General features: G+C 70.7%; 3 protein-coding genes. All 3 read right to left on the bottom strand.

Translation table 11 applies throughout. The features are described from left to right. Positions 1-272: 272 nt before the first annotated feature. Genes ACFORO_RS39410 through ACFORO_RS39400 form a run of 3 tightly spaced genes read right to left on the bottom strand, consistent with a single transcriptional unit; the run spans position 273 to position 16,517 of the window. The gene (locus tag ACFORO_RS39410) at positions 273-470 is read right to left on the bottom strand and encodes an MbtH family protein (protein WP_377871477.1); all 198 of its coding nucleotides are present in this window, start codon (positions 468-470) and stop codon (positions 273-275) included. 19 nt (positions 471-489) lie between these two features. After that, complete coding sequence (locus tag ACFORO_RS39405) at positions 490-1,731, bottom strand: MFS transporter (RefSeq protein ID WP_354746593.1); 1,242 nt, start codon at positions 1,729-1,731, stop codon at positions 490-492. After that, positions 1,728-16,517 carry a non-ribosomal peptide synthetase gene (locus tag ACFORO_RS39400; protein ID WP_377896747.1) on the bottom strand — a complete coding sequence of 4,930 codons (14,790 nt, stop codon included), beginning with the start codon at positions 16,515-16,517 and terminating at the stop codon, positions 1,728-1,730. Before ACFORO_RS39400 ends, ACFORO_RS39405 begins: the two co-directional genes overlap by 4 nt. Positions 16,518-16,522 lie beyond the last annotated feature (5 nt).

Raw genomic sequence — 16,522 nt, 5'->3', positions numbered from 1 at the left:
CTCGTCCTCACCCACCACGAACACCACGGACGCTACTGAGAAAACCTCATTGGGGCGCTAACCCCACCACCCACCCAACCGCAGCCGATGCACCCAATTAAGGCAGCCACACCCCCCGCACCCCGATACGAAGCCAAAAACACGGCGCGGGGGTGCTTGTCAAGGCATCTTTCCCGCCTTGACAAGCACCCCCGCGCCGTAGTCACAATCAAGCTTCGGGGTGCCCCACGCAACCACTCAAAAGCAATGTCGCCGCCAGGCGACGAGCAGAACTACTCAGCCGCCATCCGCTCCCGAAGAGAACGAGGCCGCATATCCGTCCAGACCTCGTCCACATGCTTCATGCACTCCTCCCGGCTCCCCCGGACCCCGTCGGCCCGCCACCCGGCCGGAACCTCCTTGTCCGCGGGCCACAGCGAATACTGCTCCTCCTCATTGACCAAAACCTGAAACACCGCACCGTCATCCATCAGAACTTCCCTTTCTCCGTCACTGACCAGAAGTCTCTTCCAGCTCCCGAACCCGAGGCGCGGCAGGCAACCCGCGCAAAGTCCCGCTAAACGTGGTCACAAGAGTGACCACAGCGATCGACCCAGTACAAGCCAGCACCGCGGACGCAGCGGGCAACGCCTCGACCAACCACCCGCCCAACGCGGGCCCGGCCGCGGCAGCCAACCCGCCGGTCACCCCCAGCACCCCGCCGAGCCGCCCCCGCAACCCGTCCGGAGTGGACAACAACTGATAGGTGGCAATAGCAGTATTGGCAGCAGGAGGCAAAAACGCAATAGCCGCGAACAACGCACCCATCACATATCCATTGTGGACGAACACGGCAAGCGGCGTCAACAAGGTCAACGCCCAGAACACCCCGATAACCAGCCCGTACGCGCTAAGCCACCGATGCAGATACGGCGCGGCCAACGAACCGAGAATCCCCCCGGCCCCCAACATCGCCGCCATCACGCCAATCTCTCCCGCCGGAACCCCCCGCTCATTAGCCAGCACAATGATCACGAGGTAATAAGCGGAAAAGAACAGATTCAAACTGACGACGCACAACACGGTCGCCCGCAACGCGGGCCGGGACCACACCCACCGAAGCCCCTCGACAATCTCCCGCCCAAGATGCTGAGGCGGGCCATCCGCGGGTCGCTCCGCCTGCCGAGGCAACCGCACGAACAACAACGACACGAACGCGATCACATGCGCGACCAGATCAAAGAGAAACGGAACAACCCGCCCCACCGCGAAGAGAAACCCGCCCAGCGCAGTCCCGGACAACTGCCCCGCGCTGGTCCGGGCAGCGTTCATCGCCACCGCGGACGGCACCTGCTCCTCCGCCACCAGCCGAGGCAAACTGGCCTCCTCAGCCGGCTCGAACAACGCCCGGCTGAGCCCCATCACGACGGCCACCACAACGAGCATCCACACATCCGCGACGCCCCAATACAACGCGAGCACCAACCCGCCCGCCGCGACCGCCTGCGCGGCCTCGCAGCAAAGCATGATCCGCTTGCGATGCCACCGATCCACCAACGCCCCGGCAGGCAACCCGGCAACGAGCTGACTGATCGCCACGGCCCCGAGCACCAGCCCGGACTGCGCCGCCGACCCGGTGAGCGCCAGCACCAGCAACGGAAACGCGATGGTGGTGGTGCTGAACCCGGCCTCGGAGACGACCTGGCCGGTCCAGAGCAGCCGATAGTCGCGATTGCCGACGATCCCGCTCATGCCTCGCCACCCCGGCAATCCGCGGCAATAGCCCGCAGCGCGTCCGCGAAACCGCGGGCCACCCCGGCGACCGTCTCCCGTTCGTGCTGGTCCGGCAGGTAGAACCACGAGAACTCCAACTGCCCCTCCCGCACTCCGCCCACCACCTCGAGCGCGTGCAGCGACCGGTTGGCCGGATCCTGGTCCCGCCCCAGCGGCGGAAGCGAACGCAGGAACAACCCGTCCCCGGTCCCGGTGTTCTCCCCCTGTCCCAGGTAGTTGAACGCGACCCGCGGAGCGGACCGGCCGAGGTCGGGGAAGCGGAAGGACCGCAAGACCCCGTGCCCGAACCCGTTCCCCGGCACCGCCCGCAACTGCCGCCGGACTGACTTGACCAGGCTCCGCCAGCTCGCACCCGGATCGACTGCCAAGGCGACCGGGAACAGCGTCGTGAACCACCCGACGGTCCGGGTCAGGTCGACGTCGTCCAGGATCTCCTCCCGCCCATGGCCCTCAAGATCGACAGCCACCGCGGACTCGCCTGTCCAGCGCGTCAAAGTCCAGGCCAGCGCAGTCAGCAGCACGTCGTTGATCCGCGTCCGATAGGCACCGGGAGCGAGGTGCAGCAGGGCATCGGTATCCGGCGCGTCGACGCGAATGGTCACCGAGTCCTGCGGCTCAGGAGCAGCGCCCGCCCGATCCACCGGGATCTCGCAACCCGGCAAGTCCCGGGCCCAATGCGCGCGTTCGCCGTCCAGCGCCCCGGATTCGGCGAACTCCCGCAACCGCCGCGCCCAGTCCCGGAACGACGTCGTCTTCGGGCCCAGATCAGGCTTCTCCCCGGCTTCGATCTGCCGGTAGGCCCGCTCCAGGTCCTCCAGCAGGATGCCCCACGAAACGGCGTCGACCACCAGGTGGTGCGCGACCAGGAAAAGCAGCGGATTCTCCGCAGCGTCCGACAGGAGAGCCCGCAGGTGCGGCGGCCGGGCCAGGTCGAAGCTCGCCTGAGCGTCGTCGGCCGCACGTTCCAGGTCCACAGCGGACACCAGGCGCAGCACGGAACCGGAATCCACGGGGTCGTTGTGCTGAATCCACCCCTCGGCGGTCTGCTCGAACCGCAGGCGCAGCGCATCATGCTGCGCCACCAGCGCGTCGATCGCCTGCCGCAGGACCTCCTCGTCCACCGGGCCGTTCAGCTCGATCAGCACCGACTGGTTGAAATGCGCCGCATTCACCGGCGAGGCATCCAGGAACCACCGCTGGATCGGCGTCAGCGGAACCGCCCCGACCACAGCTTCGCGATCCTCCTCGGCCGCATCGGCGGGCTGGACCACGCTCGCCAGCTCAGCGACCGTCTGGTGCGTGAACAGGTCCTTCGAGCGCATCGCCAACCCGGCCTGGCGAGCGCGGTGCACGACCTGGATGCTGAGCAGCGAATCCCCGCCGAGCTCGAAGAAGTTGTCCGCGATGCCGACCCGCGGGATCCCGAGCACCTCGGCCCACACGTTCGCCAGCAGTTCCTCCAGTTCAGTCCCGGGAGCGACGTACTCGGCGGTCTGCAGCTCCGACAAGTCCGGCTCCGGAAGCGCGGCGCGGTCGATCTTCCCGTTCGGGCTCACCGGGATCGCGTCCAGCGGCACGAACACCGACGGGACCAGGTAGTCCGGCAGCGCCTCGCCCAGGAAAGCGCGCAGCTGAGCGGTTTCCCCGACCACATAGGCGACCAACCGCTTGTGCCCGCCGGCTTCCCGGGCCACCACGACGGCCTCGCGCACGTCCGGGTGCCGTCGCAGCGCCGCCTCGATCTCGCCCAGTTCGACGCGGAAGCCGCGGATCTTGACCTGGTGGTCCACGCGTCCGGCGAACTCCAGGTCCCCCGCCGCCGTCTGCCGGACGACGTCGCCGGTGCGGTACATCCGCGATCCCGGCGGGCCGAAGGGGTTCGCCACGAACCGGTCGGCGGTCAGGCCGGGCCGGGACAGGTAGCCGCGGGCCAGCCCGGCGCTGCGGACGTACAGCTCGCCCGTCGAGCCGATCGGTGCCTGCCGCAGTCCGGCGTCCAGCACGTACGTCTCGGTGTTCCGGATCGGTTTGCCGATCGGCGGCGGGCCGCCCGGCGACAGCGGTTCGCTCCACGAGGTCGCGACTGTGCACTCGGTAGGCCCGTACGCGTTGATCATCCGCCGCCCCGGCGCCCAGCGGGCGACCAGTTCGGCCGGGCAGACGTCGCCGGCCACGACCACCGTGCGCAGGTCCGGCAGCGGCACGTCGGGCACGGTCGCCAGCGCGACCGGCGGGAACACCGCGTGCGTGACCCGGTGTTCGGTCAGCACCTCGGCCAGGTGCGCGCCGAGCAGCGGCCCCTCGGGCGGAACGACGAGCGCGGCGCCGGCGGGCAGCGTCAGGCAGATCTCCACGACCGAGGCGTCGAAGCTGGGCGAGCTGAACGCCAGCACCCGGTCGCCGGGGCGGACCTGGAAGTGGCCGATCGTGGCGGCGGCGAGAGTGGCCAGACCGGCGTTCGGGACCACGACGCCCTTGGGCCGCCCGGTCGAACCGGACGTGTAGATCACGTACGCCGGTTGCTCCGGGTCCACCGGGACACCGAGGTTCGTGTCCGCGTACTCCGCGGCGTCGAGTTCTTCGTCCACGACCAGTACCGGATCGGCGTCGCGCAGCATGAACTCGATGCGCTCGGCGGGATAGCCCGGGTCGACGGGGAGGAACGCGGCGCCGGTCTTCGAAATCGCCAGCTCGGTGACGACGAGCGCGGTCGAGCGCGGCAGCCGGACCGCGACGATCCGTTCCGGGCCGGAACCCCGCTCGGCCAGCAGCCGGGCCAGCTGGTTCGCCCGCGCGTTCAGCTCGGCGAAGGTGATCTCTCCGGAGGCGGACACCAGCGCGGGAGCGTCCGGCGTCCGCGCGGCCTGTTCTTCGATCAGCTGCGCCAGGGACGCCGTCTGGTCCGTCGCCGCGGTTTCGTTCCAAGCTCGCAACTGGTCCGCTTCGGACTGCGGGAGCAGCGGCAGGGAAGCCATCGGCTGGTCCGGCTGAGCGGCGAGAACGGTCAGCGCGGTCAGCAGCCGATCGGCGAGCCGTTCGATCGTCGCGGCGTCGAACAGGCCGGTGGCGTAGTTGATCGCGGCGTGCATCTCGCCGCCGTCCTCCTCGAACTGCACGAGCAGGTCGAACGTCGCGCTCGTCGCGGGCAGGGCCACCTCCTCGGCGACCAGCGCGCCGCCGCCCGGACGGTCGCCGGTGTTCTGCAGCACCACCATCGCCTGGAACAGCGGCGTCCGGCTCGGATCGCGGACTGGCTGGGCGGCGTCCACCACCCGTTCAAACGGCACGTCCTGGTGGGCGAAAGCGTCGAGCACCGTGTCGCGCACTTCGCCGAGGAACTGCCGGAACGATCCTCGTGAGTCCACTGTGGACCGCAGGACGAGGGTGTTGACGAAGAAGCCGATCAAGCGTTCCAGCTCGGCCCGCTCGCGCCCGGCGGCCACCGTGCCGACCGCCACGTCCTCCTGCCCGCACCACCGCGCCAGCACGACCTGGAAGGCCGCGACCAGCGTCATGAACAGAGTGCCGTGCTGCGCGCCCGCGAGTTCGCGGAGGTTCGCGGCGACCTCGGCGGGGATGTCGAAGCCGAACCAGTCACCTTCGCTCGCGCGCACCGCGGGTCGCGGCCGGTCGGTGGGCAGTTCGAGCGGCGCGAGGCCGGCGAGCCGGTCCCGCCAGTGGTCGAGCTGCTCGTCGAGGTCGGGGCTGTCGAGGAAATCCCGTTGCCAGGCGGCGAAATCCGCGTACTGCACCGGAAGCGCGGGCAGCCGCGGCTCCTCGCCTCGGACATAGGCGGAGTAGCAGGTGTCCAGTTCGGCGGCCAGTACTCCGGCCGACCAGCCGTCGGTGACGATGTGGTGCAGTACCAGCAGCAGGACGTGGTCGCCGGACTCCTCCCGGAACAACCGGGCGCGCAGCAGCGGTCCGGTGCGCAGGTCGAACGGCCGGAGTGCCTCGCGGACCAGCACTGCCTCGTCGAAATCCTCCACCGGGAGCTCGACCGGCACGGGCTCGTGGACGATCTGAACAGCGTGGCCCTCGATCGCGTCGAAGGTGGTGCGGAGCGATTCGTGCCGGGCGACGACCGTGGTCAAGGCCTGTCGCAAGGCATCGATATCGAGTTCGCCGCGCAAGCGCAACGCGGTGGGAGAAATGTATTCCCGGCCGCCGGGCTCGAATTCGTCCAGGAACCACAAGCGCTGCTGCGCGAACGACAACGGCAGCGCGCCGCCCCGGGCGACGACCGGGATCGATTCCGCGTCCGCCTGCCGCGCGGGGAGTTCGGCGGCGAACTGGCTCAGCGTCGGCGCGGAGAACAGCATCCGCGGCGACACCTCGACGCCGAATTCCGCGCGCACTCGCGAGGTGATCCGCATGCTGAGGATCGAATCGCCGCCGAGCTCGAAGAAGCTGTCGTCGGCGCCCACACGGTCGATTCCGAGGACGTCGGCCCAGATCGCGGCCAGCCGCTGTTCGGCGGCGGTCCGCGGCGCGACGTACTCGGCGGTTCCGGCGCGCCCGGGAGCGGGCAGCGCACGGCGGTCGAGCTTGCCGTTCCGGTTGAGCGGGAGCGCGTCCAGCGATACGAACGCCGACGGCACCAGGTGCTCCGGCAGCCGTTCGCGGGTCCACTCGCGCAGGCCCTGCGATGCGCCGACGATGTACGCGACAAGGCGGCCTTCACGAGCGATGACGGTGACGTCGGCGATCGCCGGATGCCGCCGCAAGACGGTCTCGATCTCCCCTGGCTCGACCCGGAACCCGCGGATCTTGACCTGGTCGTCGACGCGGCCGAGGTAGTCGAGCGAGCCCTCGGCGGTCCAGCGGACCTGGTCGCCGGTGCGGTACATCCGCTCCCCCGGCGGGCCGAAGGGATCCGCGACGAACCGGTCCGCGGTCAGGCCCGGCCGGCCGAGGTAGCCGCGCGCGAGCTGCGGTCCGGCGAGGAACAGTTCGCCGGGCAGACCGGGCGGCACGGGTTCGCCGGTGTCGCCGAGGACGTACGCGCGGAAGTTCGTCAGCGGACGGCCGATCAGCGGCTGCTCCCCGACCACCGGCGCGTGGATCGAGTCGACGGTCGCTTCCGTGGGACCGTAGTAGTTGTGCCCGGTGACGTCCGCGGCGGCCAGCTGCTTCCACAGCGTTTCGGTGGCCGCCTCGCCGCCGGTGATCACCGTGCGGGGGCGGACTTCGCCGGTCGCCAGCCCGGCGTCCAGCAGCTGCTGAAGGTAGGCCGGGGTGAGGTCGAGCAGGTTGAGCCCGTGCGCGCGGACGGCGCGGACCAGGGCGAGCGGGTCGAGCCGGGTGTCGTCGTCCAGCACGTGCAGCTCGTGGCCGTCGACCATGGCCAGCAACGGTTCCCAAGACGCGTCGAAGGCCAGCGACGCGGTGAGCGCGGCCCGCTCCCGCCCTCGCTCGAGGAAGATCGCCCGGTGCGCGACCAGCAGGTTCACCAGCGCGCGGTGTTCCACGACGACGCCCTTCGGCGTGCCCGTCGAACCCGAGGTGTAGATGACGTACGCGGCGGTGTCCGCGTCCGGCCGCTTCGAGCACGGCGCTGGCGGCGCGTAGCTCTCGTCCGGCCTGCCCAGCACGACCACCGGACGCGCGTCGTCCAGCAGGAAGCGGACGCGTTCCTCCGGCAGATCCGCGTCGATCGGCAAATACACCGCGCCTGCCTTGAAAATCGCCAGGAACGCGATGACTGCCTCGGCCGAGCGCGGCAGCATGACGGCCACCACCCGCTCCGGCCCGGCACCCCGCTCGATCAATTCCTCCGCCAGCCGCGTGGCTCGGGCGTCGACCTCCGCGAAGTCCAGGACTGTGTCGTGGAAGACCAGCGCGGTCTCGTGCGGCATTCGCGCGACGGTCGCGTCGAACACGTCCAGCACCGTCTCCGCCGGGAGTTCGGCCGGATCACCGTGTCCCAGGGCCAGCACCTGGCTTCGCTCGTCGGCGGTGAGCGGCGAGAGCGAGCCGACGCGACGCTCCGGGTCGGCGGCGATCGCCCGCACCAACTGGGCGAGGTGTGCGGCGAGCCGCTGGGCGGTGGCTTCGTCGAACAGCTTCGGGTCGTAGGACAGTTCGAGCCCGAGCCGGTCGTGGAGGTAGGCGGTGAGGTTCAGCGGGTAGCTCGTGGTGTCCAGCGATTCGACGTCCAGCACCCGGACGCCGTCCTGCCCGCTGTCTTCGATCGGGTAGTTCTCGAAGACCACCACGCTGTCGAACAGCGACGCGCCCGCCGGAACCCCGGTGAACGTCTGCAGCTGCGAAAGCGCCAGGAAGTCGTACCGGCGCGCGTCCGCCTGCTCGGCCTGGATCGCGCGCAGCCATTCGGCGGCCGACTGTCCATTCCGGACTTCGACTCGCGTCGGCACGGTGTTGATGAACATCCCGATCATCGCTTCGACGCCGGGCAATTCCGGCGGGCGGCCGGAAACCGTGGTGCCGAACAAGACGTCCGGCTCGCCGCTGTAGCGCGCGAGCAGCAGCGCCCACGCACCCTGCACGACCGAGTTGACCGTCAGCGCGGCGGTCTTCGCCATCTCGCGCAGCTCCGCCGACTCCTCCGCAGACAGCTCCACCAGGAGCGTCGCCCCGGATTCCGCGCGGTGTGCCTCGCGGGGACGGCGGTCGTATGGCAGCGGAGTCGGCGCGGCGAAGCCGTCGAGCACCTCGCGCCAATGCTCCTCCGCCGCGGCCCGGTCCTGCGCGGCCAGCCACGCGAGGTAGTCGCGGAACGGCCGGCGCGGCGTCAGTTTCGCGGGCGTGCCTTCGACAATCGCCGTGTACTGCTCGCACACCTCGCCGAAGACCTGGGCAGCGCTCCAGCCGTCGAGCAGGACGTGGTGCGAGGTCCAGAGCAGCTGCACCTCGTCGTCGGTCAGCCGGGCGATCTCCAGGCGCATCAACGGCGGGGCCGTCAGATCCATGCCCGCGGCCAGGTCGGCTTCGAGCAGTTTCGCCAGCTCAGCCTGCTGCGCTTCCGGAGCGAGGCCACGCCAGTCGTGCTGCCCGACCGGCACCCGGACCCCGCGATGGACGCGCTGCACCGGCTCGTCGACGCCGTCCCACACCGTGCTGCTGCGCAGGATCGGCGTGCGGTCCGCCATCCGCTGCCAGGCCTCGGCCAGGGCGCGCGGGTCCCGGACCCCGGCCAGCCGCAGCCGGAACTGGTCGAAGTACGCGCTCGACCCGCTGTCGACCAGGCTGTGGAACACCATGCCCGCCTGCAGCGCGGTCAGCGGGTAGATGTCCTCGACCTCGCGGCCGTCCCCGGCGAGTCGGTCCACCGTCGCCTGGTCGAGCCGGGCGAGCGGGAAGTCCGACGGCGTGCGGCCGCTGGCCGAGGCGCAGTGCGCGATGATTTCCCGCAGCGCCCCGACGGTCGCCTCGGCCAGGCCGCGGACGGTCGCCTCCTCGTGCACCTCTTCCGAGTACTCCCAGGTCAGGTGCAGCTCGCCGGATTCGACCACGCCGACGACGTCCAGCAGGTACGGGCGGATGCTGTCCGGCGCGGAGTCGTGGCCGAGGCTTTCCCCGCGACCCTGGTAGAGCCCGTCCTCGGCGGTCCCGACGTCCCAGCGGCCGTGGTAGTTGAACGAGATCCGCGGCGTCGGGTCGTCCCGCAGCGGCGACTCGGTGAGATAGCGCAGCGCTTCGTAGCCGACGCCCTTGTTCGGGATGGCGCGCAGTTGTTCCTTGACCGACTTGAGGATCGCGTCCCAGCCGTCGCCGGGCACGGTCAGCGCGACCGGGTACTGCGCGGTGAACCAGCCGATCGTCCGGGACAGGTCGAGCGGTGCGGCGACGTCCTCGCGGCCGTGGCCTTCCATCTCGAGCACGACCCGGGAGCGGCCGGTCCAGCGCGCCAGTACGCGGGCGAGGGCGCTCAGCAGGACGTCGTTGACCTCGGTCCGGTACGCGCCGGGCACGTCCTGCAGGAGCGCGGAAGTCTCAGCGCGGCCAAGGGAAACCGACACCGAACGCGCCGAATCCGCGGTGTTGCGCCCGGAACGGTCGACCGGAAGTCCGGTCTCGACGCCGCGCAGCACGCTCCCCCAGTACTCGGCCTCGCCGTCGAGCCCGCCGCTGCGGACGTGGTCGGCGAGCGTCCGGGCCCAGTGCGTGAAGGAGCTGCCCGTCGGTTCCAGCGGTTCGCCCAGATAGGCCCGTTCCAGGTCGCCCAGCAGGACGCGCCAGGAGACGCCGTCCATGACGAGGTGGTGCGCGGTGAGGAACAGTTGCGGCGAACGGTCCCGGAAGGTGAACAGGACCGCGCGCCACACCGGGCCGTTGACGACGTCCAAAGAGGTCTGTGCGCGCACTGCCTCTTTGTGCATTGCCGCGACCACGTCGTCCACTTCGGACAGATCGGCGTGCCGCAGGATGTCCGCCGGTTCCGCGGCGATCGGTTCCTGCCGCCAGCTGCCGTCCACTGTGGAGAATCGCATCCGCAGTGCGGCATGCCGTGCGGTGACTTCAGCGATCGCGGCGGTCAGTCGCGAAACATCCACTGCGGACAGTACAAGGTGGACAGACATGGTCAGCCGCCACGGCTGCGCCAGATGCTCGAACAGCCACGACTGGATCGGCCCGAGCGGCGCGGGTCCGGTCTGCTCCGGCACTGGCGCGACCGGGCCGCCGGTCGTGACGACCCGGCCCAGTTCCGCGATGGTCTGATGCTGGAAAAGGTCCTTCGACGTCACCGTCAGCCCGGCCTGGCGAGCACGGGAGACGACCTGGATGCTGAGGATCGAGTCGCCGCCGAGGCCGAAGAAGTTGTCCTCGACGCCGACCTGGTCGACGCCGAGCACCGTCGACCAGACCTCGGCGAGCACGGTCTCGATCTCGGTACGCGGTGCCACATAACGGTTTTCGACGCGCGCGCCGGGTGCGGGCAGTGCTCGGTGGTCGAGCTTCCCGTTCGCGTTGAGCGGCAGTTCGTCCAGCGCGACGAACACCGCCGGGATCATGTGCGCGGGCAGCGAGCGGGAGAGGAACTCACGCAGCACTGTGGTCCCCGGCACCGTGCCGGTCAGGTATGCCACCAACCGCCGGGCATCCCCGGTGCCGTGCGCGACGGCCACCGCGCCGGTCACGTCCGGATGCGCGGAAAGCGCCGCCTCGACCTCGCCCAGCTCGATGCGGAAACCGCGGATCTTGACCTGGTGATCGGCCCGGCCGCGGTAGGCGAGTTCGCCGTCCGCGGTCCAGCACAGCAGGTCGCCCGTGCGGTACATCCGGGTGCCGGGCGCGCCGAACGGGTCCGCGACGAACCGGGACGCGGTCAGTCCGGGCCGGTTCAGGTAGCCGCGCGCGAGGCCCGCGCCCGCGACGTACAGCTCGCCGGTGACCCCGGGCGGCACCGGTTCGAGGCAGGCGTCCAGGACGTAGGCGCGCAGGTCCGGGATCGGCACGCCCACCGTCGCGCGGTCGTCGAGCACGCGATACGTCACGTGCACGGTGGTCTCGGTGATGCCGTACATGTTGATCAGCCGCGGTCCGTCCGGATGCCGCCGCCGCCATTCCTCCAGCCGCACCGGATCCAGAGCCTCGCCGCCGAAGATCACGTACCGCAGCCTCAACGGTGCCGAAGGCAGCGCGCCGAGCCGGTAGAACGCCGACGGCGTCTGGTTGAGCACGGTCACCCGCTGTTCGGCCAGCAACGCCAGGAACTCCTCCGGCGAGCGAACCGTGTCGGACGGAACCACCACGAGACGGCCGCCGTGCAGCAGCGCGCCCCACAGTTCCCAGACCGAGAAGTCGAACGCGTAGGAGTGGAAGAGCGTCCAGACGTCCTGGTCGCCGAAGCCGAACCAGTGCTCGGTCGAGGAGAACAGCCGGGTCACGTTCGCGTGCGGGACGAGGACGCCCTTGGGCACGCCGGTGGAACCGGAGGTGTAGATGACGTACGCGGTGTTCTCCGGCCGGGCCCGCACCCCGGGGTCGGTGTCCGGCTGCCCGTCGGCCGCGACCGTGTCCACGACGCACACCGGTTGCGCGTCGGCCAGCATCGCCTCGATCCGCGCGGCCGGGTAGTCCGGGTCGACCGGCAGATATCCCGCGCCGGACTTCAGCACGGCGAGAATTCCGACGACCAGGTCGGCCGAACGCGGCAACCGCAGGGCCACCAGCCGTTCCGGGCCGGCGCCCTCGGCGATCAGCCGGTGCGCCAGCCGGTTTGCCCGCCGGTCCAGCTCGCGGTAGGTCAGTTCGACGCCTTCGCAGGTCACCGCGACGGCGTGCGGGGTGCGGGCGGCTTGCGCGGCGAACAGCCGGTGCAGCGTCGGTTCCGGGGCCACGACGGCGGTCGGGTTCCAGCCCCGCAGGACGCGGTCGCGCTCGTCGGCGGTGATCCACGGCAGCCGGCCGAGCGCCCGCGCCGGGGTCGCCGCGATTCCGGCCAGCAGGATGCGCAGCCAGTTGCTCAGCCGTTCGATCGTGGCGGCATCGAACAGGTCGGTGTTGTAGTTGACGACCGCGTCGAGCCGCCCGGCGGCCTGCTGGAAGTGGATCGCCAGGTCGAAGCCGGCGGTCACGATCGGCGGCGCGACCTCCTCGACGGCGAGCCCGGGCAGCGCGGGGCGGGCGTCCGGGGTGTTGTGCAGCACGACCATGACCTGGCACAACGGCGTGCGGCTGGGGTCGCGTTCGGGCTGGACGTCGTCCACGACGCGGTCGAACGGGACGTCCTGGTGCGCGAACGCGTCGAGCACGGTGTCGCGGACTTCGCCGAGGAAGGCGTCGAAGCCACGGGTCAGGTCCACAGTGGACCGAAGGACGAGAGTGTTGGCGAAGAACCCGATCAGGCCTTCCAGCTCGGTGCGTTCCCGGCCGGACACGACGGTGCCGACCGCGACGTCGTCCTGCCCGGACCACCTCGCGAACAGCAGCTGACAGGCGGCGAGCAGGGTCATGAAGAGCGTGCTGCCCTGCTGCCGGGACAGCTCCGCGAGCCGCGCGGTGGTGCCGGCCGGGACGCTGAACTCGTGCAGTGCGCCGTTCTTCGTCCGGACGGCCGGACGGGGCCGGTCGGTGGGCAGCTCCAGTGGCTCGAGACCGGCGAGACGGTGCCGCCAGTAGCTGAGCTGGCTGTCGAAATCGGTGCGGTTTCGTTGCCAGACGGCGTAATCGGCGTAGTGGACGGGCAGCGGCGGCAATCCCGGTTCCTCGCTGCGCGTGAACGCGGAGTAGAGGGTCGCGAGTTCGCTCAGGAGGACGCCGGAGGACCAGCCGTCGGTGACGATGTGGTGCAGCACCAGCGTGAGCACGTGGTCGTCGGCGCCGAGCCGGGTGAGCGCGGCGCGCAGCAGCGGGCCGGTGTGCAGGTCGACCGGTCCGGTCGCGGCGGCCAGCGCGGTGTCCAGGTCTCCGTCCACAGCCCGCAGATCGACGGCATGCGGCGGGTGGACGATCTGCACGCCGCGGCCGTCGACCGTCGCGAAAGTCGTGCGCAGGGATTCGTGCCGGGCCACCAACGCGGTGAGCGCCTGGTTCAGGGCAGGCACGTCCAGGTCGCCGCGCAACCGCAGTGCGGTCGGCGAGACGTACTCGGTGCTGCCGGGGTCGAATTCGTCGAGGAACCAGAGTCGTTGCTGGGCAAAGGAAAGCGGTGCTTCGAACGGTCCGTCGCCGCGAGGGAGGAGCGGGATCGCTTCCTGCGGAGCGGACGCGGCGGGCAGCTGTGCGGCCAGCAGCGCCGGGGTCGGCGCGGTGAAAACGAGCCGGGCGGGCACGTCGGCGCCGAGTTCGGCACGCAGCCGCGCGACCACCCGGATGCCGAGCAGCGAATCGCCGCCGAGGGCGAAGAAATCGTCTTCGACGCCGACGCGTTCGATGCCGAGCACCTCGGCCCAGACGTCGATGACCAGTTGTTCCCGCTCGTCTCGCGGGGCGACGTACTGCGCTGACGCGGAAATCTCCGGTTCCGGGAGCGCCCGGCGGTCCAGTTTGCCGTGCCGGGTCAGCGGAAGCTGGTCGAGCTGGACGAACACCGACGGCACCAGGTGCGCGGGCAGAACCGTGGCCAGTTCGCTCCGCAAGTCAGCGGCGTCGCCGACGATATACGCGACGAGTCGGCCATCACGCGCGTCGACGGCCGCATCGATCACACCCGGCTGGGCGCGCAGGGCGGTCTCGACCTCGCCGGGCTCGATGCGGAAGCCGCGGACCTTGATCTGGTCGTCGGTCCGGCCGAGGTGTTCCAGCCTGCCGTCGGCGGTCCAGCGGGCGCGGTCGCCGGTCCGGTAGAGACGGGTCCCGGGCGCACCGAAGGGATTCGCCACGAACCGGTCGGCGGTCAGACCGGGCCGGCCGAGGTAACCGCGCGCGAGCTGGGCTCCGGTGAGGCAGAGTTCGCCGGGGACTCCGGCCGGGACGAGCCGGAGCTGGTCGTCGAGGACGTATGCGCCGACGTTCCCCAGCGGACGGCCGATCGACGGCCGGTCTCCGGTCACCAGAGCCCACGTCGCGTCCACAGTGGACTCTGTCGGGCCGTAATAGTTTCCGGCGGCTACCCCGGATCCGGCCAGTTCGTGCCACAAGCTCTCGCCGATGGCCTCGCCGCCGACCATCAGGAACCGCGGCCGCCGCTCGCCCTCAAGCAGTCCGGCGGGCAGCAATTGCCGCAGATAGGACGGGGTCACGTCGAGGAAGCCGATGTGCTCGTCGTGGAGGTACCGGGTCAGCGCGGCCGGGTCGAGCCGGGTCTCGTCGCTGATCAGGTGCAGCTCGTGCCCGTCCGCGAGCAGCAGCGGGCCTTCCCACGACGTGTCGAACGACAGCGACGCCGTCAGCGCCACCCGCAACCGCTCGCGGCCGAACGCCGCGCGGTGGTTGACCAGGAGGTTCACCAGGGCCGCGTGCTCGACCACGACGCCCTTGGGCGTGCCGGTCGAACCGGAGGTGTGGATGACGTAGGCGGCATCCGACGGCTGCGGCGCGGCCGGGCGCGGACCGTCGGTGAAGCCGCCGATGCGGTCCAGCACCACCACCGGCTTCGTGTCGGCCAGCAGCACCTCGATCCGCTCGGCAGGCAGGCCGGGATCGATCGACTGGTGCACCGCCCCGGCCTTGAGCACGGCGAACAGCGCGATAATCGCGTCGGCCGAGCGCGGGAGCAGCACGGCCACCACCCGGTCCGGCCCCGCGCCCCGGCCGGCCAGATCCGCAGCGAGCACGTCGGTGCGGGCGGCGAGTTCGGCGAAGCTCAGCCGGACGTCGCCGCAGACCAGCGCGGTCGCTGTCGGCCGGGTCCGCGCCTGGCGGTCGAGGAGGTCGACGATGGTGCCGTCGGGGACGTCGACGACCGGGCCGCGCCAGCCGAGCAGCTGGGCTTCCTCGGTCTCGGTGGTCAGTGCCACGTCGGCGATCCGGCGGCCCGGGTCGGCGCCGACCCCGGCCAGCAGCCGCAGCAGGTGCGCGATCAGCCGGTCGATCGTCCCGACCTCGAACAGTTCGGTGCTGTATTCCACGAGCCCGGCGAGGCGGCCGCCGGATTCCTCGAACTCGACGGTGAGGTCGAAGTTGGCCGAATCCCGCGTCACCCCGGCCGGTTCGGCGGCCAGGCCCGGGAACACCGGCCCGGCGCCCGCGTTGTGAAGCAGCACCATGACGTCGAACAACGGGTTGCGACCGGGGTCCCGGCCCGCGCGCACGGCGTCGACCACTTCCTCGAACGGCACGTCGTCGTGCGCGAACGCGTCGAGGACGGTCTGCCGGGCCGCCGCCAGGTGATCGGCGAACGACGCGGACCGGTCCACTTCGCAGCGCAGGACGACGGTGTTGACGAAGAATCCGACGACCCGTTCCAGCTCCGGCCGGTCCCGGCCGGAGACAACGGTGCCGAGCGCGATGTCCTCCTGGCCGGTGTAGCGCGCGAAGAGCGCCTGGCAGGCCGCGAACAGCACGGTGAACAAGGTGGTTTCCGAGGTCCGCGCCAGTTCCGTGAGCCGGCTGGCCACGTCCGAGGGGACGCCGAACTCGCGCACCGCACCGGCCGTGCTGCGGGCGGCCGGACGCGGACGATCGGTCGGCAGCTCCAGCGGCGTCACCCCGGTCAGCTGCCGGGTCCAGTGCTCCAGCCCGGCCGCGCGGGTCGGGCGATTGTGCTGCCACAGCGCGAAATCCGCGTACTGCAACGGCTGCGCGGGCAGGTCCGCGCGCTCGCCGTCCTGATAAAGGAGGCCGAGTTCTTCGGTCAGCACTCCCATCGACGCGCCGTCGGTGGCGATGTGGTGCACGCACACCAGCAGCACGTGCTGAGCCAGACCAAGGCGCACGAGCACCGCACGCAGCAACGGCCCGTGCGTGAGATCGAACGGCCGCGAATACTCCGCCTTCAGAACGGCGTCGAGGTCTTCCGGCGCGGCATCCACCACCGGAAGCGCCACCTCATACGGCGGCTGAACGAGCTGCCGGGGCTCGCCGTCGACCTCGTGGAAGGTCGTGCGCAACGGTTCGTGCCGGGCGACCAGCAACCGCAACGCCGTCGCCAGCGCGGCGACATCCAGCTCGCCGGTCAGGCGCAAGGCGAACGCGCTGTTGTACTCGGGATCGTCCGGGCGGAGCCGGCTGAAAAACCACAGCCTGCGTTGCGCGGACGACAGGGGCACGGGGCCGGAACGGTCGGCGGCGGCCGGGATCTCCGGCGCGCGGCCGGCCGTTCCGGCCATCCGGCGGCGCAGCGCTTCCCGCAGGTGAGCGGGCAGCGCCGCGATGCGGTCCTCACGGGACGACGTCATGGGGA

The organism is Amycolatopsis halotolerans, from assembly GCF_042647905.1.
Lineage (GTDB): Bacteria > Actinomycetota > Actinomycetes > Mycobacteriales > Pseudonocardiaceae > Amycolatopsis > Amycolatopsis halotolerans.
The sequence above is the reverse complement of the archived record's forward strand: the minus strand, read 5'-3'. Positions and strand labels throughout refer to the sequence as shown.

Coding starts and splice junctions, on each gene's coding strand:
- ACFORO_RS39410 (WP_377871477.1), bottom strand. CDS start 470: ATGGATGACGGTGCGGTGTTTCAGGTTTTGGTCAATGAGGAGGAGCAG.
- ACFORO_RS39405 (WP_354746593.1), bottom strand. CDS start 1,731: ATGAGCGGGATCGTCGGCAATCGCGACTATCGGCTGCTCTGGACCGGC.
- ACFORO_RS39400 (WP_377896747.1), bottom strand. CDS start 16,517: ATGACGTCGTCCCGTGAGGACCGCATCGCGGCGCTGCCCGCTCACCTG.